At 64.8% G+C, this 16,922-nt stretch carries 16 protein-coding genes; 9 read left to right on the top strand and 7 right to left on the bottom strand.

The window, feature by feature from the left end; all coding sequences use genetic code 11:
• Positions 1–141: 141 nt before the first annotated feature.
• The 9 genes from HYZ11_18340 (at position 142) to HYZ11_18380 (ending at position 8,335) form a co-directional block, all read left to right on the top strand.
• Entirely contained in the window at positions 142–1,167 is a 1,026-nt protein-coding gene (locus HYZ11_18340) for an ABC transporter substrate-binding protein (GenBank protein ID MBI3129572.1), read from the top strand.
• 112 nt (positions 1,168–1,279) lie between these two features.
• Positions 1,280–2,296 (top strand): ABC transporter substrate-binding protein, encoded by a 1,017-nt coding sequence (locus HYZ11_18345; protein MBI3129573.1) that lies wholly within the window; start codon positions 1,280–1,282, stop codon positions 2,294–2,296.
• Between the two features lie 178 nt (positions 2,297–2,474).
• Positions 2,475–3,416 carry an ABC transporter substrate-binding protein gene (locus tag HYZ11_18350; GenBank protein MBI3129574.1) on the top strand — a complete coding sequence of 314 codons (942 nt, stop codon included), beginning with the start codon at positions 2,475–2,477 and terminating at the stop codon, positions 3,414–3,416.
• A 44-nt stretch (positions 3,417–3,460) separates the two neighbouring features.
• Complete coding sequence (locus tag HYZ11_18355) at positions 3,461–4,480, top strand: ABC transporter substrate-binding protein (protein ID MBI3129575.1); 1,020 nt, start codon at positions 3,461–3,463, stop codon at positions 4,478–4,480.
• A 117-nt stretch (positions 4,481–4,597) separates the two neighbouring features.
• Positions 4,598–5,386, top strand: a complete 789-nt coding sequence (locus HYZ11_18360) for an ABC transporter ATP-binding protein (protein ID MBI3129576.1) — start codon at positions 4,598–4,600, stop codon at positions 5,384–5,386.
• Positions 5,373–6,212 carry an ABC transporter permease gene (locus HYZ11_18365; protein ID MBI3129577.1) on the top strand — a complete coding sequence of 280 codons (840 nt, stop codon included), beginning with the start codon at positions 5,373–5,375 and terminating at the stop codon, positions 6,210–6,212. The genes HYZ11_18360 and HYZ11_18365 overlap by 14 nt, the downstream gene beginning before the upstream one ends.
• A gap of 32 nt (positions 6,213–6,244) precedes the next feature.
• The gene (locus HYZ11_18370) at positions 6,245–7,069 is read left to right on the top strand and encodes an ABC transporter permease (GenBank protein ID MBI3129578.1); all 825 of its coding nucleotides are present in this window, start codon (positions 6,245–6,247) and stop codon (positions 7,067–7,069) included.
• A complete protein-coding gene (locus tag HYZ11_18375) occupies positions 7,066–7,434 on the top strand; it encodes a hypothetical protein (GenBank protein ID MBI3129579.1) in 369 nt (122 codons plus the stop codon). Before HYZ11_18370 ends, HYZ11_18375 begins: the two co-directional genes overlap by 4 nt.
• A gap of 139 nt (positions 7,435–7,573) precedes the next feature.
• Positions 7,574–8,335 carry an SDR family oxidoreductase gene (locus tag HYZ11_18380; GenBank protein MBI3129580.1) on the top strand — a complete coding sequence of 254 codons (762 nt, stop codon included), beginning with the start codon at positions 7,574–7,576 and terminating at the stop codon, positions 8,333–8,335.
• Positions 8,336–8,400: 65 nt separating this feature from the next.
• Here HYZ11_18380 and HYZ11_18385 read toward each other — a convergent pair whose 3' ends face one another.
• The 7 genes from HYZ11_18385 to HYZ11_18415 form a co-directional block, all read right to left on the bottom strand.
• Entirely contained in the window at positions 8,401–10,995 is a 2,595-nt protein-coding gene (locus HYZ11_18385; GenBank protein ID MBI3129581.1) for a TRAP transporter fused permease subunit, read from the bottom strand.
• Positions 10,996–11,129: 134 nt separating this feature from the next.
• Positions 11,130–12,128, bottom strand: a complete 999-nt coding sequence (locus HYZ11_18390) for a TAXI family TRAP transporter solute-binding subunit (protein MBI3129582.1) — start codon at positions 12,126–12,128, stop codon at positions 11,130–11,132.
• Between the two features lie 332 nt (positions 12,129–12,460).
• A complete protein-coding gene (locus HYZ11_18395) occupies positions 12,461–13,438 on the bottom strand; it encodes a TAXI family TRAP transporter solute-binding subunit (protein MBI3129583.1) in 978 nt (325 codons plus the stop codon).
• Between the two features lie 161 nt (positions 13,439–13,599).
• Positions 13,600–14,952, bottom strand: a complete 1,353-nt coding sequence (locus HYZ11_18400; GenBank protein MBI3129584.1) for an amidase — start codon at positions 14,950–14,952, stop codon at positions 13,600–13,602.
• A 30-nt stretch (positions 14,953–14,982) separates the two neighbouring features.
• On the bottom strand, positions 14,983–15,171 hold the full coding sequence (locus HYZ11_18405) for a fdrA domain protein (protein MBI3129585.1): 189 nt from the start codon (positions 15,169–15,171) through the stop codon (positions 14,983–14,985).
• The gene (gene fdrA / locus HYZ11_18410; GenBank protein MBI3129586.1) at positions 15,168–16,709 is read right to left on the bottom strand and encodes an acyl-CoA synthetase FdrA; all 1,542 of its coding nucleotides are present in this window, start codon (positions 16,707–16,709) and stop codon (positions 15,168–15,170) included. The genes HYZ11_18405 and fdrA overlap by 4 nt, the downstream gene beginning before the upstream one ends.
• Positions 16,710–16,919 carry a hypothetical protein gene (locus HYZ11_18415; GenBank protein ID MBI3129587.1) on the bottom strand — a complete coding sequence of 70 codons (210 nt, stop codon included), beginning with the start codon at positions 16,917–16,919 and terminating at the stop codon, positions 16,710–16,712. It abuts the gene before it with no gap.
• Positions 16,920–16,922 lie beyond the last annotated feature (3 nt).

The following is a 16,922-nucleotide window of genomic DNA, read 5'->3' on the forward strand; positions in this document are numbered from 1 at the left end:
GCCCCCGGTCCTTTCCATTGTGAATCGCCCGGGCTTTCATTATAATACTTTTCACACGGATTGTTCGTTTCGAAGCCTCGTCGGCCGGAGCGCCATTGACGTATGGGAACGTATGCGGATTTCATTCTGAGGGGGACGGTCATGCGGAAATTCCTATGTTTCGTCTGGATCGCGGCCGTGACGCTGGGATTCTCCGCCGCGCATGCGGCTCCCGAGCGCACCACCCTGAATCTCGGGGCGGCGATCAACATCGGCAATCTGCCCTTCTATGCGGCGGTGGACAAGGGATTCCTCGCCAAGCACGGCATCGACCCCAAGCTCCAGCTCTACGCCTCGGGCGCCGAGATGAGCACGGCGCTGAACTCCGGCCAGCTCGACATTACAGTCGCCGCCATGTCCAACATTCCCGTGGCGCTCGAGCGCGGCCTGAAGGCCCGTGCCTTCGTCTCATTCACCGGCTCCGCGTACACCAACCCGGCCGACGATAATCTATTGGCCATCGTGGTCCGGCCCGACTCGGAGATCAAGACCTTGGCGGACCTCCGAGGGAAGAAGGTCGGCGTGACTTTCGGCGCCACCAACGACCTCTATCTCCAGGAGGTCCTGAAGAAGCACAACATTCCGCTGTCGGCCCTCAACCGGATCAATGTCCCCCTCGCCACTCCCGTGGGCTTGTTCGACACCGGCGGGGTCGCGGCCATGGTGATGTTCGAGCCCCAGAACACCATGATGCTCGACAAGGTAAAGGGCGCCCGCATCCTCCTCCGGGGAGGCGGCTACGTCTGTTTCTGCTCCCAGGTTCACGGCCTGGAAGGACGGGTCTACAAGGACCGCGCCCTTACCCAAAAGATCGCGGACGCCGTCGCGGAGACCGGCGCCTGGCTGCGGGACCCGAAGAACCTAGACGAGGTGGCGCAGATCGCCTCGCGCTACATCCGAGGCCTCGACGCCACCATCGCGAAGCGGATCTTCAAGTACACCAGCTTCGACCCCCGCATCGGCAAGAACACCTACAAGGCGTTCAACATGTCCGTGCAGCAGTTGATCGCTCAGAAGAAGATGAAGGCGCCTTTCGACCCCATGAAGTACTACGACCCCACCTTCATCGATAACACCGTCAAGCGGCATCCGGAGTGGTTCAAGGATCTGCCCGCTGTTTCAGAGTGACCACCGCGGGTCTTTCTTCAACGAGTGAGAGTGAGGTCGCGCAGGAAAGCTGATCAATCAAAGGCATGAGGCGCCATCATGCCGGGCGGCGGGACCACGGGGAGGAAAACCGATGCGGAAGCTCTTGGGCGTGGCTGCGATTCTCTGGAGCGGAATCCTCTCGGCCGAAGCGGCCACCCCAATTGCCAAATACTCGATGGGCGCTGTCCCCAACACGGGCAACATGATCATGTTCGTCGCCCTGGACAAGGGTTTTTTCACCAAGCACGGCATCGATGCCAAAGTCATGCTCCGCGACACAGGCTTGGCGCTGAGCAAATCGCTGCAGGCGGGCGAACTCGACCTTTCCGTCGCCGCCATGGCGAACATCCCCGTGGCGCTCGAACGCGGCCTGAAAGCCCGGGCCGTCGTGGGCTACACGGGCGCGGCGTACACCCAGTCGGCTGACGACGGCATGCTGGCCATTGTCGTCCGGCCCGGCTCGGGCATCAATTCCCTTGCGGACCTGAAAGGGAAGAAGGTCGGAGTCATCTTTGGAGCAATGAACGATTTTTATCTCCAGGAAGTCCTGAAGAAGCACAATATCCCCCTCTCGGTACTCGACCGCGTCAACGTCACAACCTCCAACGCGGTCTCCCTCTTCGACGTGGGCGGAGTAGGCGCCATCGTGATGTTTGAGCCCTTCAACACCATGATGCTGGATAAGGTGAAGGGCTCCAAAGTGATTGTGCGCGGCGGCGGCCACGTCTGCTTCTGCTCGGCGCTGCACGGCCTGCCTGAACGGATCTACAAGGACCGGGGCGTTACCCAGCGGGTGGTGGACGCCACGTCCGAGGCCGCCTACTTCGTCCGGGACCCCAGAAACCTCGACGAGATCAGCCAAATCGCCTCTCGTTACATTCGGGGACTCGATCCGGATATTGTCAAGCGGACCCACAAGTTCTGGGGCTTCGACACCCGCATCGGCAAGAACACCTACAAGGCGTTCAACGTCGCTGTGCAGCAGCTGATCGCCCAGAAAAAGATGAAGGCGCCATTCGATCCCGAAAAGTACTATGATACCACCTTCATCCGCCGGACGATGGAGCGCCACCCCGAATGGTTCAAGGATCTTCCCGGCGGGTCCTAGGCCTGCCCTCGGCCAGGAATGTTTGTCCCGAAAGGAATTTTTGTTCGTCCGAAATGTTTACGTTCGAAAAGCCATTACTTCCTGTTTCAAGGGGAAAATAATGCGGAAGGGCGTGAGGGCGATTCTTGCGGCATCGGTGCTCATTTTATCCGCGGCGGAGATATCGGACGCAGCCGGTGTGGTCCGAATCGGGGCCGCGAGCAACACCGGCAGCCTGGTCGCGTTCGTCGGGGTCGATAAGGGTTTCTTCGCCAAGCACGGGATCGACGGGAAGGTGGTGGTTCGCAACACGGGGCCGGAGCTCAGCAAATCCCTGAACGCGGGCGAGATCGACTTCGCCCCCACCGCCCTGGCAATCGTGCCCGTCGCCCTGGAGCGGGGCCTGAACGTGCGTTCAATCGTCGGCTTCGTGGGCTCCTCCTACATCAAGCCGACCGACGACAATATGCTGGGCATCGTTGTCCAGCCCGGCTCGGCCATCAATTCCATCGCGGACCTCAAGGGTAAAAAGGTGGGCATCACCTTCGGCACCAGCGCCGATTTCTACTTTCAGGAGATCCTGAAGAAGAACAAACTCCCCCTGAGCGCCCTCACCCGCATGAACGTGCCGCCCCTCACCGCCCTCAGCTTGTTCGACGGCGGGGGGGCCGAGGCGATGGTGATCTGGGAGCCCTACCTGACGAGCATCCTAGACAAAGTGAAGGGCTCCAAGATCATTCTGCGGGGTGGCGACCACGTATGCTTCTGCGCCTCCATGCACGCCATCCCCAGCAATATCTATAAGGATCCGGATCTCACCCAGCGCGTCGTGCATGCCATGTCCGAGGCCGCCGCCTTCGTGCGAGATCCCAAGAATCTCGACGAAGTTGGGCGCATCGGCGCACGCTACGTCCGCGGCATGGACGCCGAGCTCATCAAACGCACTCACAAGTATTGGGTCTATGACATGCGGATCGGGAAGAACACCTTTGTGGCGTTCAATGCTTCGGTGAAGCAGTTGATCGCCCAGAAGAAGATGAAGAAGCCCTTCGACCCGGCGAGGTACTACGACATAACCTTCATCAAGAGGACGATGGAGCTTCACCCTGAATGGTTCAAGGATTTGCCCGGGGAGTCCTAGGCGCTTCGTGGAGCCGGCGTTTTTCAGCGGAAGAGGGAGGGTGCATGTTGAAGGCCATCAAGGTGATTCTCGCAGCCGCGGCCTTGGCGGTGCTGGCGGCCGGGGAATCGGCCGCCGCCGACCTTGTCCGGATCGGAGCGGGAGGCAACACGGGCAACCTTATCATGTTTATCGGAGTGGACAAGGGCATCTTCACCAAGCACGGGATAAACGCAAGCTTGTTCGTCCGCAATACGGGCCCCGAGCTCAGCAAGTCGCTCCAGGCGGGCGAGATCGACTTCGCGCCCGCCGCCATGTCCAACCTCCCCGTCGCACTGGAACGGGGGATGGACGTGCGCGCCTTTGTGAACATGCTGGGCTCCCCCTACAGCAAAGTGAACGATGACGCCACGGTAGGGATCGCCGCCCGGCCCGGGTCGGCCATCAACTCCGTCGCGGACCTCAAGGGCAAGCGCATCGGCGTCACTTTCGGCACGACGGCTGACGCCTACTTGCTCGTCCTCCTCAAGCAGAACGGCATCGAGCCTTCAGCGCTCCAGCGCATCAACGTCTTGCCCGCCAATATCGTTTCGCTCTTCGACACGGGTGGAATAGAGGCCATGGTGGCGTGGGAACATTTTCTCACCGCGATGGTCGACAAGGTCAAGGGATCGAAGGTGATAGTGCGTGGCGGAGGTCATGTGTGCTTTTGTGCCACCATGCACGGCCCTCCTTCACGGGTCTACGGCAATAAGGAGCTCGTCCAGCGCTTCGTGGACGCCGTCTCGGAATCCGCTCATTTCGTACGTGACCCCAAGAACCGGGATGAAGTGGCGGCCATCGGCGTACGCTATATCCGTGGGATGAGCCCCGATCTCATTAAGCGCACGCTCCCCCATTTCATTTATGATCCCCGCATCGGGCAGAATACTTTCCGCTCTTTCGAGCAAACGGTGAGGCTTCTCATATCCCAGAAGAAGATGAAGACGGCGTACGACCCAAAACGCTATTATGACACTTCGTTTATCGACAGCACCGTGAAACGGCACCCCGAATGGTTCAAGGACCTTCCTCCGGGCTCCTAGCGTGAATCGTTCTTTCCGGAGGGGGTTTGGAGGGATAATCTGTCCTTTCGCTGCGGAATATTATTCGCCGGGCTTCTTGTTCGGAGCGAAAGGATTTTCGCCGGGGGCAAGGGAAGGATGCGTGAGAAGCTGATCGTCGAAGGCCTGAGCCACCACTATCCGGACGAGTACACCGGGATGGACGTCCACGCCCTCGACAACGTGAGCTTTAAGGTTCATGAGGGCGAATTCGCCGCCGTCGTCGGGCCGAGCGGCTGCGGCAAGTCCACCCTTCTGAACATCCTCGCGGGCCTGCTCCCCCACAAGGTGGGGAGCGTGCGAGTGGACGGCACGGAAGTGAAGGGGCCGGGGCCGGACCGGGGGGTGGTCTTCCAGGAGCACGCCATCCTTCCCTGGCGGACGGTTTCGCGGAACATCGGGCACGGCTTGGAGATCCAGGGGGTGCCGGCCGCCGAGCGCAACCGCCGGGTGCAGGAATTCGTGGATATGGTCGGACTGACAGGCTTCGAGGGGCGCTACCCCCACGAGCTCTCGGGCGGCATGAAGCAGCGCGTCGCGCTCGCGCGCACGCTCTGCGCCAACCCCGTCGTCATGCTCATGGACGAGCCCTTCGCCGCCGTGGACGCCCAGACGCGGATCACCCTCCAGGAGGAGCTGAACCGCATCGCCATCGCCACCCGCAAGACCATCCTTTTCATCACCCACAACGTGGACGAGGCCGCCTTTCTCGGGGACCGCTGCTTTATCTTCACCCGGCGGCCCGGCCGGCTGAAGGCCACCGTGAAGATCAATCTGCCCCGGGAGGCCCGCCAGTGGAAGAACGCGGCGGCCGACCCGACCTTCAACCGGGCGCGGGACGAGATTCTCGCAATGGTCCGCGAGGAGGTGCGCGATGGCGACGGCTAGCGCCCCGGCCGCCTCCTCCCGCCAGGGGCCGAGGACGCTCCGCTTCCCCCGCCTCCACCGCTTTTTACACAAGGGAGGCCTTGAGCTGGCCTGCGTCCTGCTGGGGGGGCTGGCCCTGTGGGCCCTGGTTTCCCACGTCATCCCCCGCCCCGATCGCTACCTCCCCTCCCCCGGGACGGTGGTCTACTCCTCCTTCGATATGCTGTGGAAGGGGCTGTTGCCTGAGTTCATCTGGAACACCATCTGGCGCCTCCTCATCGGAAGCGGCTTGGGCATCCTGGTCGGCATTCCGTTCGGCATCCTCCTGGGCCTGAACCGCATGGTGTCGGACATGTTCTACCCCATCCTGAACTTCTTCCAATCCATCGCGGGCATCGCGCTCCTCCCCGTCGTGATGATCTGGTGGGGGAGCAGCGAGCAGACCGTCATTTTCGTCATCCTCTACACCTGCCTCTTCCCCATCGCGTTCAACGTCCTGGTCGGGGTGCGAAGCATCCCGCGCATCTATGTGAACGCCTTGCGCACCCTGGGAGCCTCCCGGCTGCGCATCGTCCGGGACGTCATCCTTCCTGGGGCGCTGCCGTCCATCGCGACGGGGCTCCGCCTCGGCATCGGCTTCGCTTGGCGGGCGGTGATCGCGGGCGAGATGCTGGCGGGACAGCAGGGGCTCGGCTGGATGATCTTCACGGCCCAGCAGGTGGACCTGACCGCGCAGGTCATCCTGGGGATGGCCATGATTGGCGTCCTGTGGATCGTGCTGGATCGTTACCTCCTCCGCCCCCTGGAGGTGGACACCATCCAGCGCTGGGGGCTCGTGCAGCGATGAATGCAGCCGCATCCGCACTCGCGCTGGAGAGAGTGGGCCTCGACCGGAGGCGCCTGCGCAGGATTGGCCTGGGCGCCATTCCGTTCTTCCTGCTCTTGAGCCTGTGGCAGCTCAATACCTACATGGGATGGCTGAAACCCATCTACATCCCTCCCCTCGGATCCGTGGTGAGCGCCATCTTCACCCTCCAGGAAGGATGCCCCGGCCTCTGGGCTGTCCTCACGATGAATGAGAGCTGTCTTTTCACGAGCCACGTCCTCTCCAGCATGGGCCGGGTGGGGCTGGGCCTGGCGGTAGGGGTGCCTCTCGGGATCGGCCTGGGCCTGCTGGCGGGAATGAGCCGCCGCCTTGGCAATGCGATGGAACCTCTGGGCGTCTTCGCCAACGCCATCTCCGGCATCGCCTGGGTGCCCCTCGCCATCGTCTGGTTCGGCGTCGGCTGGATGACCACGCTTTTCATCCTCCTGAACACTGTGTTCTGGCTGGTCTTCTTCAATACGCTGCTCGGGGTGCGGGGCGTCCCGCGCACCTTCGAGAACAGCGTCCTCACCCTGGGGGGTGGCCGCCGCCACGTCATCTTCCAGGTCTACCTTCCGGGCGCCCTGCCCAGCATCGTGACGGGCGTGCGCATGAGCATGGGATTTGGCTGGCGGGCCCTCATCGCCGCCGAGATGATCGGCGGCAACAAGGGGCTGGGCTTCATGATCTTCGTGTCGGCGGGGGAATATAAGGTGGAGGAGGTCTTCCTTGGCGTCCTTTTCATCGGGATCATCTGGATGATCACCGACAGGACCATTCTGGTGCCGCTAGAGAAATGGACGATCGAGAGGTGGGGCCTGGTTTGGAGGCCGTCGTGACCGGAGCAGTGGCGGGAGGGGCGAGCCTGAGCGGGCTGCGGCGGCATCCCACGGTCCGCTTCCTGTTCGTGTGCCTCGTGATTATCGCTCTCTACGTGGGCTACGGTTACGCCACCGCCTCGGGGCGCCTGACCTCCCGCCTCGGCGAGCGCCTCGCCCGCAACCCGGCCACCCTGGACATCCTGGTCACCACCCCTTTTCCTCCCGAGGAGTTCCACATCCGCATCTATCAGAAGATCGGCAACATGCGGGGCGTCGAGGGCAACAGCGCCAAGCTCTACACCGTGAGCGCGTCGAACGTGCGCTACCTCTCCCGCTATTACTGGGTGCAGCGCTTGGACCTCATCCCCGAAGAGAAGCCGTAAGTCCTTCTTCGATCATCCCGGGCCGCCCGGCCCGTTCCCGGCCGCGAGCGTACCCGCCGGCCGGGGAGACAAAAGTCCGCCCCTGGCCTAGGATGATTCCGCCCTCCCCCCGGCACGAGTCTCCTCCGGAGGATTGGACATGAACCGGTTTGAGGGCCGCACCGTCATTGTCACGGGGGCCGGGGACGGCATCGGCCGCGCGACGTGCCTTCGTCTGGCCTCCGAGGGCGCTCGCGTCGTCTGCATGGACATCTCCGCCAGCCGGGAGGAGACGGCAAGCCTGGCCACCGGGAAAGGCGCCGTGTCGGGCGGGCGCGGCGCGGCGGCCCACCTCGACGTGACCGACCCGGAGGGGGTGAAACGGGCCATGCGGGAAGCCATCGCGGCCTTCGGTCCCGTCGACGGGCTCGTCAACTGTGTGGGTGGCGGGCTCCCGCTCAAGGCCCTGGAGATCGACGAAGCCGCCTTCGAGCGGATGTTCGACCTCAACGTGAAGAGCGTCTACCGGTGCTGCTGGGCTCTCCTGCCCCACATGATGGAGAGGCGCTCGGGCCGCATCGTGAACTTCTCCTCCGTGGCCGGCCGGTCGGCCAGCGTCCTCCAGGGTCCGCACTACAGTAGCTCGAAAGCGGCCGTCATCGGCCTCACCCGCCACCTGGCCCGGGAGTTCGGGCCCCACAACATCAACGTGAACGCGGTGGCGCCCGGCGTCATCCTCTCCCCGCGCATCGCGGCCCAGATGAGCACGGATCAGAGGCAGCGCGCCGAGGCCGCCACGCCGCTGAGGCGGCTGGGCGTCCCCGACGACGTGGCGGGCGTGGTCGCCTTCCTGCTCTCGGACGACGCGCGGCACGTGACGGGGGTGACGATCGACGTGAACGGAGGTTTTTTCCTGGGATAAAGGCATTTGGCGCGCGGAGGGGAGGGCCAAAGCCCTCCCCTCCCGCCGCACCGGCGAAATAGGCGCTACTTGGGGAGTTGCGCCGGGATCGGAGCCTTCTCCAGGAGCTTCCCGCTCTTGAAGTGGAAGAAGATGCCGACCCCCATCATGACGGCGCCGATCACGTTCAGGCCCAGGTGATGGACGTAGAGCAGCACGCCCGCCGCCATGAAGTTGACGCGCTCCGTCCAGGACAGGTTCCGCCGCAGGAATCCCTCGAGCCCCGCCGAGAAGCTGTAGAGGCCCATGAAGCCCGTGATCCAAACCATGGCCACTTCGGCCCAGGACGAACCCGGGTCCATCAGAAGCGGCGAATAGGCCATCAAGAAGGGCACGGCATAAAGCGGATAGGCCATGCGCAGGGAGGAGAACCCGGTCCGCATGGGATCCGCGCCCGCGATCCCCGCCGCCACGAAGGCTCCCAGGGCGAAGGGAGGCGTCAGCGAGGCGTACTGGCATTGCCAGAGGACGATCAGGTGGGCGTTGAGCTCCGGCACGCCCAGCTTCACCAGGGCGGGGACCACCAGGATGGAGAGAAAGACGTAGGCCGCCGTGATCGTCATCCCCATGCCCAGGATGTAACTCGCCACGCCGGACATGATGATGACCATCGGCAGCTCGGTGCCTTGCCAGCCGAACCAGTCCACGAGCAGGCTGGAGTAGCCCAGGACCACCGACGAGAACTTAAGCGCCAAGCCGGGGAGGGAAACCCCCGCCAGAATCAAGCCCATGACACCCGCCGTCACGCCGATGGTGAGCGAATTGATCGCCGCGCTCTCGAGGCCCGCCATTACCTTGGGGGACGCGAAGAGGAACATGGCGGCCAGCGACCAGAACAGGACGTGACCGAAGGGCAATTGAAGCGCCATCAAAACCACGAACAAGGCGGCCGCGATCCAGATCATCCAGTTCTCGCGAAGGATGCCCCACTGAGCGCCCACCCCTGCCGCGAACACCTTTTCCCTGGCCGCCTGGCCTTCCTCCTTGGTCCCCCCCGAGCGGATCGTGGAGAGCGAAGCCTGATCGGCCCGGACCTCCATCCAGTCATGGTCCGTCCCCCAATCGGGACGGCCCAGCCAGCGTGCGATTGCCGGGGGAAGGGCGACAAGGCGCGTGTCCTTCCGGAAGAAGCTCAGGAATATCGCCGTGCAGATGGCCCACAGCGCGGCGTCGAAGGGGGAGCGGCCGATCACGAGGCGGAAGATGAGGACGGGGATGGGGATGAGAAGGTAGCCCTCCTTCTTCATCAGCTCCCACAGGTTGGGGATGTCCTTCTCCGCCATGCCGAAAATCCCCAACTTGCCGGATTGGTTATGGACCGAACTGTAGACGGCGTAGTAGTACATCAGCGCCGGGACGAACGAGATGAGGGCGATGTAGTTGTAGGAAGTCTCCGTGAAGGCCGCGACAAGGAAGGCCGCCGAGCCCATGACGGGGGGCATCAGCTGCCCCCCCAGGGAGGCCACGGCCTCGACCGCGCCGGCGTAGTGGGCGGGGAAGCCGATCCGCTTCATCAGGGGGATGGTGAACGTCCCCGTGATGACGATGTTGGCCGCCCCGCTCCCGACCACGGTCCCCACCAAGCCGCTCGACACGACGGCCGCCTTCGCGGGCCCGCCCCGGAGCCGTCCCACCAGGGAAAAGGCGAGGTTGACGAAGACGTCCCCCACCTTCGTCATCTCCAAGATCACTCCGAAGAGGATGAACAGGAAGACGTAGCTCGCGTAGACGTTGGCGATGACGCCGAAGATGCCGTCGTTGCTGTAGGTGAAGGTCACGACCTCGTTGTAGGAGAAGCCCTTGTGCATGATCCGCTCGGGAAAGTAGTTCCCATACATGTCGTACAGGAAAAACATGATCCCCAGGATCGGCAGGATCCACCCGAGTATCCGGCGGCACATCTCGATCGAGACCAGGACGGCCAGCGTGCCCATCACCACGTCGGGCCACTGGATGCTGCCCGCCCGATCGCCCCGGTCCCCGAAATTGACGATGTACTCTATCGTGAACACGAGCGTGACGATGCAGAGCGCGAGATCCACGTTCGAGGGGCGGTCCCGGGGGGAATTCTTGCGGGCCGGATAATAGACAAAGGCCAGGATGGCGGTGAAGAAGACGTATATGGGCAGGTAAAAATGAAACGCGTAGAACTTGACCACGGGGAAGTGAACCGAGTCCCAGAGGAACGACATGGCCCGGATCGCGGAGGCCGGGAGCACGAGGCCAAGAGCCATTCCCAGGGGTTCCGCGAAACCGAGCAGGAAGTCCACCGGGGCGTCGTTCGCGGCCCCGTACAGGAAGTAGATGCCGAACATGAGGGCGCTGACGTAGATGGTGGCCCTCGGGAACAGGCAAAGGGCGCTGGCCACCAGGAACCCGCCCAGCCCCACCACGGGCCCGAGGAGGGGGAAAGTCACCTCCTGCCAAGCCCAGACATCGTCCGCCGGCAGGAAGAGGTTGAACGTCCCGCCGGCGAGGAGCGTCACGTACAGCAGGAGAAGAAAAGTCGCCGCGCCCCAGACCGGAAGGCTCTCCCGCTGGAGTCCCCGCGCCAGCTGGCGCCGGCCGAGGCTCTCGGGAGAGAAGATGACGAGCAGCCACTTCCACATCATGTCGCGCACGGGTTCCTCTCCTGCGGATGGGGCACCCCTTCTTGCGGCGCCATCAAGAAGCGGCGCTCCGGAGCCCGGCGAACCGGGCTCCGGAGCGCACGCTAGGGCTGCCGGGCCTTCTCGTCCGGCCCTTCAAATTCGCGCTAGTTCACGTTGAAATTCTTTTCCTTCCAATAGCGCGCGGCTCCCGGGTGAAGCTTCAGGCCGAAGGCCTTCATGTTGGCGAGGAACCTGTCGTTCTTGGCGTTGTCCAGCGCCTCCCGGAGCGGCTTGTACGCGTTCACGATGAAGTCGCGGTTCTTGGGGTCATAGAAATGCCTCGTCACCTCGTAGACGACCTCCGCGGGCACCTTGTCGTGCGCCGTCAAGAAGACGCCATAGGCCACCGTGGCGATCTTCTTCTTCTCCATGCCCTGATACACGCTTACGTCCACGGTGTCCTTGTAGTACCCCTTGCTGATCGAGATGAACTTGTTGATGACCTTATCCGGCAGGTCGAGAATCCGGACTGGCCGGCTTTGGGCCGCCTGGAGAATCGAGGGACTGGGAAGCGGATTCGGGATTCCGAAGGCGTCCAGCTTGCCGTCCACCACGTAGGTCGCCGCGTCATCCCACTTCAGATAGTCCTTCCGTACGCTTCCCAATATCCCCAGCGTCTCCAGGATGACCTCGGTCATGTAGACGGTATTGCTGCCCTTGGGGCCCATGCTGACGCGTTTGCCCTTCAAATCCATGTAGGACTTGATGGGGCCGTCAGCGAGCACCGCCATCTGGAACCAGGAACTCGTCATGGGGCCGACACCGCGGAGATTGGTGGCCTCCTTGTCCTTGGCGAAGGGGGCGATCTTCCGCTGGATGGAATCGACGAAGACCCCGTTCGTCAGGGCGAACTCCACCCGGCTATTGGCAAGCATCCGGGTGTTCGCCACGAAACCGGCGGTTTCCTGGTTGGTCATCTTGACTGCCTTGCTCTCCTTGTTCACCACCTCGGCGATGGCGCCCGCCTGGCGGAACGCCCCCGCCCCCTTGCCCGCCCCCACGATTGTCGCCTGGGTCATGGCGGCCTGGGCGCCCGGCCCCAAGACCATTCCCGCCAGGAGCGCAATGGCGGCCATGCTTGCACAACGCCGTACGGTTCGCATTTTCCTTCTCCTTTTCATGTTTGGCCGAGGCACTGCAGAGACGATGTATTCTTGGAGCAAAACAAAGGAAAGCGCAGAAAGATATAAAATCACCCTCCTTTGGAGAAAACTGGAGGCTGACCTGCCGCTGATTAGGATGCGTGGCCGAAAGCACTCTATCGGAAGGTATGGGGGCAGATCAAGACGTAATTTCGCGGATTTTCATAGGCTTATCGGGACATGCCGGGGGCGGCTGGCACCAGGAAAACGGAGACCTTCCAGTGGCCGGCGAGAAGAAAAAAGAAAAAAAGAGGGGCCGCCGGCCCTGGGCGGCGGCCCCCCGGTTTGTCCGTTTAGTTGACGTTGTAGTTGCGCTCTTTCCAGTACCTCTGGGCCCCTGGATGAAGCTTCAGGTCGAAGGACTTCATCACGCCGATGAACTTATCGTTCTGAGCGGCGTCGAGCCCGTCCCTGAGCGGCCGGTAAACGTTCAGGATGAAGTCGCGGTTCTTGGGAGCGTAGAAATGCTTGGCTACATCGTACACGACATCGGCGGGCACCTTGTCGTGGGCGAGCATGTACACGCTGTAGGCGATCGTCCGGATCTTCTTCCCTTCCATGCCCCGGTAGACGCTCATGTCCGCTTCGGTCTTGTAGTAAGCCTTGCTGATATTCATGAAGGCGTCCAGCGCCTTCTCCGGGATATCGAGCATTCGGATGGGGCGGCTCTGGGCGGCCTGGAGAAGCGCGGGACCGGGGATCGGGTTTGGGATGCCGAAGGAGTCCAGCTTCCCATCCACCATGTAGGTCGCCGCGTCCTCCCACTTCAGGTAGTCCTTCCGCAGGGAATCATAGATTCCCATCGTCTTGAAGACGATCTCCTGCATGTAGACGGTGTTGCTGCCCTTCGGGCCCATGCTGATGCGCTTGCCCTTCAAGTCCTCCACCGTCTTGATTCCGCTGTCCTGCAAAACGGCGATCTGGAGCCATGCCCCCGCCACCGGCCCGACGCCGCGCAGGTTCTTGGCCGCCTGGCGCTCCTTGTCGTAGGGATGCTGCTTGCGCTGGATGGCATCGACGAACACGCCGTTGGTCAGCGCGAATTCGACGCGGCCGTTGGCGAGCATCCGGGTGTTCGCCACGAAGCCGCCCGTCTCCTGGTTGGTCATGTTGACCGTCTTGCTCTCCTTGTTCACCGCCTCGGCGATGGCGCCCGCCTGGCGGAACGCCCCCGCCCCCTTCCCGGCGCCGACGATCGTGACTCGAGTGGCGGCATCCGCCCCCGTCCACGCGAACCCGAGAACGGCCGCCGCGAGCGCGGCCCTTTTCACCCACCCTCCCAAAGAACCCATTGCCTTCTCTCCTCCGGTTGAGTGCTGGCACGAACCGGCTTTCCGCACAAAGTCCGACAGGCCGAAACTGGATCGAACCCGCACGTGAGTATGATGCCTGACTATATCGGAGGCAGTCCACGCAGGCAAGGAACCGGCGTCTAGGCGGGAGCGATTTCGGACCTCCACCCCAGCTCCGCCTCGCACCAGCGCGCGGCGCTCAAGAGGCCGGCCTCGCGCAGCCGGCCCGCCCCCAGCTGGATCCCTACGGGGAGGTTCCCCTCCCCCCGCCCCAACGGCAGGGCAATCGCGGGGAGCCCCGCCTGGGTGAGGGGTTCCTGGAAGAGCGCGTTGCCGGTGGATTTTTCCCGGATGGGAGGCGCCTCCACCATCGAGGGAAACATCACCAGGTCGCAGCGCCCGAGGAGGCGGCCCATCTCGCGGGCGAGACGGGCGCGCAGGCGCTGGGCCTGCACGTAGTGCACGGCCGGCACCATCAGGCCGCTCGAGATGTTGTGCCTGATTTCCGGCGAATAGGCGTCCATGTTCTCCCGGAACATGCGGCCGTGGTAAGCCGCCGCCTCGACCCGCATGATGATGCGGTGGGCCGCATGGAGCTGGTCGAAGTCCACCGGGAGCCTTCCCTCCTCCACCGCGACCCCCTTCTCCTTCAGCCGGGCCGCCCCCCGCTCCGTCCACTCCGCCACTTCCCGGCTGGAGCGCGGGAGAAAGTCCTCCTTGAGAAAGCACACCCGGCCCGGCTTCCGGGGCGCGGAGGCGGCGGCAAAGTCCTCCGCCGGCGCCTCGAGCGAGCCGTCGTCCTCCGCGTCCGGCCCCGCCAGCGCCGTGAGGAGGCGGGCGGCGTCTTCCGCGGCGCGGCAGATGATGCCGACATGGTCGAGCGACCAGGACACCGTCACCATTCCCGTCCGGGGGATGCGCCCGTAGGTGGGCTTGAAACCCACCACTCCGCAGAAGGTCGAGGGCCGGAGGACCGAGCCGCCCGTCTGGCTCCCCAGCGCGGCGGGCGCCATGCCCGCCGCCACCGCGGCGGCCGAGCCGCTGCTCGATCCGCCCGGGCTGTGGACCGGGTTCCAGGGATTCCGCGTCTCGGCGGGGTCGGAGGTGGCGAACTGGGTGGTCACCGTCTTGCCCAGAAGGACGGCGCCGGCGGCCCGCAGGCGCGCGGCGGCCGCGGCGTCTTTCTTCGGGACGTAGCCCTTGTAGAGCGGGGAGTTGGCCTCCCGGAGCATACCCCGGACGTCGATGATGTCCTTGAAGGCCACGGGCGCCCCCGCCAGCGCGTGGGCGCCTCCCGCCTTGCGCCGCTCGTCCGCCGCCCGGGCTGCGGCGAGCGCGCCCTCGCGGTCCACCTGGACCCAGGCCTTGACCCGATCCTCGCAGGCCTCGATCCGCTCCAGGAGCGAGCGCGTCCACTCGGCCGCCGTGAGCGTCCCCTCATCCAGCCGCCGCAGGCCCTCGCTCAACGTCAGCCGCCATGCCTCTCCCGCCACTTTTCACCTCCCGTCGTAGCGAACGAAGCCTCAATCCTCCCGCCGGTCCAGTTCCTCCAGGCCCTCCAGCAGCCGGGCCAGACGCGGATTCCCGCCCGCCGGGGGCCGCCAGTCCACATGGACCACCTCGGCTCCCTCCGCGCGCAGCTCTTCGGCGAAGAGCTCGAGCCCCAGGTTCACCACCCGGAGCGGGCCGCCCATCAGGCTTTCCAGGCTCACGAGGCCTCCTCCGGCATTCGCCCGGCCAGCCCGGGCTTGAGGAGCAGCGCCAATAACCGGCAGGCCTCCGCGTTTGAGGGGAGCACCTCCACCCCCGCCTCCTCCAACCGCCGGATTTGGCCCGCCATCCCCTGTGGGTCGCGTTCGGTGCCCACCACCGATGCCACCGCGTGCAGGACCCTTCCCCCTTTCGCGGCGTCGGCCCGGGCGGCGCGCACCGCCTCCGAGAGGGCCTTCGCGGGATCCGCATGGGCCGCCTTGCCCAGCACCAGGTCGAGGAGCAGCACCCCCGCCTCCCCGGCCCCGCCCGCCCGGCGCACCCATTCGGCCCGTGCCCCCGGGTCGAGCATGGGATGCGGTTTGCCGACGGTGTAGGCATCGTCCCCCAGGTCCACGATGCGGTGGGGGGAATCCCCTCGTTCTTCGTTGTACGGAATCCTCCCCAGGAGAGGTTCGAGGAGAAGGTGGGCCTCGTGGGCCAGCGTTCCGCCCGTGTAGAGACCCAGGAGGCTCCCGAGGCGGGCTCCGCCTTGCAGGCGCGCGAGGCGCGAACGGACATCCTCCGGGTCGGAGAAGGGCCGGGGCGCCCAAGGCGCCCTTTTCAGCAGCGCGGCGGCGGCCTGGGCGGCGTCCTCCAGGGTTTCCACCCACCGCGCTGTGCTCTTGGCCGGAGGCTTCGCGCCCAGGCAGCAGACAACGGCGGGCTTTCCCATCTCCGCCAGCGCCCGTTCGAGAGGGGCGAGCACTTCCGCCTCCGGGGGCTTCGAGATGAGCACAATGATCTCGGTCCTTGGATCGCGCTTGAGGAGATCCAGGACCAGGAAGGTCATCGCACCGCCCACCCTCGCCGTCAGGTCCCGGCCGCCGACCCCGATCCCGTGCGAGATGCCCTCCCCCAGCCCCGCCAGGCGGCATGCCACCGCCTGAAGGCCCGTGCCCGAGGCGGCCACGATGCCCACCCGGCCTCGGGGCACCACGTTGGCGAAACCGACGGGCGTCCCGTTCAGGTAGGCCGTCCCGCAGTCCGGGCCCATGCAGAGGAGCCCCCGTGCGAGGGCCTCGCGCTTGAGCTCCACCTCGGCCTCGACGGGCACGTTGTCGCTGAAGAGAAAGACGTTCAGCCCGCTCCGCAGGGCACGCATGGCCTCCCGCTTGGCGAAGGGGCCCGGGACGGAGATGGCGGCCAGGTTCGCTCCAGGCAGGAGCCGCAGGGCGGCGTCGAGGGACCGGGGGGAAGCGGCCGTCCCAGGGACCGCGGGAGCGCGGCGCCGGAAGAGAAGCTCCTGCGCCTCGGCCAGCGCCTCTTCCGCGATGGAACCACTGTCGGCCAGGACGGCCAGGATCAGATCATTGGGGCCCGCCTTTTCGATGACGACCGAGGCGAGACCGGCCTGCGCGAGGATGCCGTGGTTGGAGGGAGTGCCCATGAGGGCGGCCGCTTCCCGCACCCCCTCCCCACCCCGGAGGGCCTGGGCGACCCGCATGAGCGCCACCGAGTCCTGGTAGAACGATGGGAGGACGATGCTCCGGAGCGCCACTCAGCGATCCCCCCCCTCCTTCTCCCGGCGGTAGGCGGGCATGATGGGCTCTTCCTCCTTGGCGAGTGCGGCGGCGTCGATCCGCGCCAGCATGCCCGCCATCTCCTGGGCGGCCTTCCGGGAGCGATCGTCCCGGGGCAGGCCGAAGACAGCCTGGGCCGCCGCCTCGATGCGCTCCGCCACCTCCCGCTCGCTCTCCTGCCGGTCCATGCG

The sequence above is a fragment of the Candidatus Tectomicrobia bacterium genome (assembly GCA_016192135.1).
Lineage (GTDB): Bacteria > UBA8248 > UBA8248 > UBA8248 > UBA8248 > 2-12-FULL-69-37.

Bases quoted from the DNA above. Each gene is read 5' to 3' on its own strand.
- HYZ11_18340 (MBI3129572.1), top strand. From the start codon at position 142: ATGCGGAAATTCCTATGTTTCGTCTGGATCGCGGCCGTGACGCTGGGA.
- HYZ11_18345 (MBI3129573.1), top strand. From the start codon at position 1,280: ATGCGGAAGCTCTTGGGCGTGGCTGCGATTCTCTGGAGCGGAATCCTC.
- HYZ11_18355 (MBI3129575.1), top strand. From the start codon at position 3,461: ATGTTGAAGGCCATCAAGGTGATTCTCGCAGCCGCGGCCTTGGCGGTG.
- HYZ11_18360 (MBI3129576.1), top strand. From the start codon at position 4,598: ATGCGTGAGAAGCTGATCGTCGAAGGCCTGAGCCACCACTATCCGGAC.
- HYZ11_18365 (MBI3129577.1), top strand. From the start codon at position 5,373: ATGGCGACGGCTAGCGCCCCGGCCGCCTCCTCCCGCCAGGGGCCGAGG.
- HYZ11_18380 (MBI3129580.1), top strand. From the start codon at position 7,574: ATGAACCGGTTTGAGGGCCGCACCGTCATTGTCACGGGGGCCGGGGAC.
- HYZ11_18390 (MBI3129582.1), bottom strand. From the start codon at position 12,128: ATGCGAACCGTACGGCGTTGTGCAAGCATGGCCGCCATTGCGCTCCTG.
- HYZ11_18415 (MBI3129587.1), bottom strand. From the start codon at position 16,919: ATGGACCGGCAGGAGAGCGAGCGGGAGGTGGCGGAGCGCATCGAGGCG.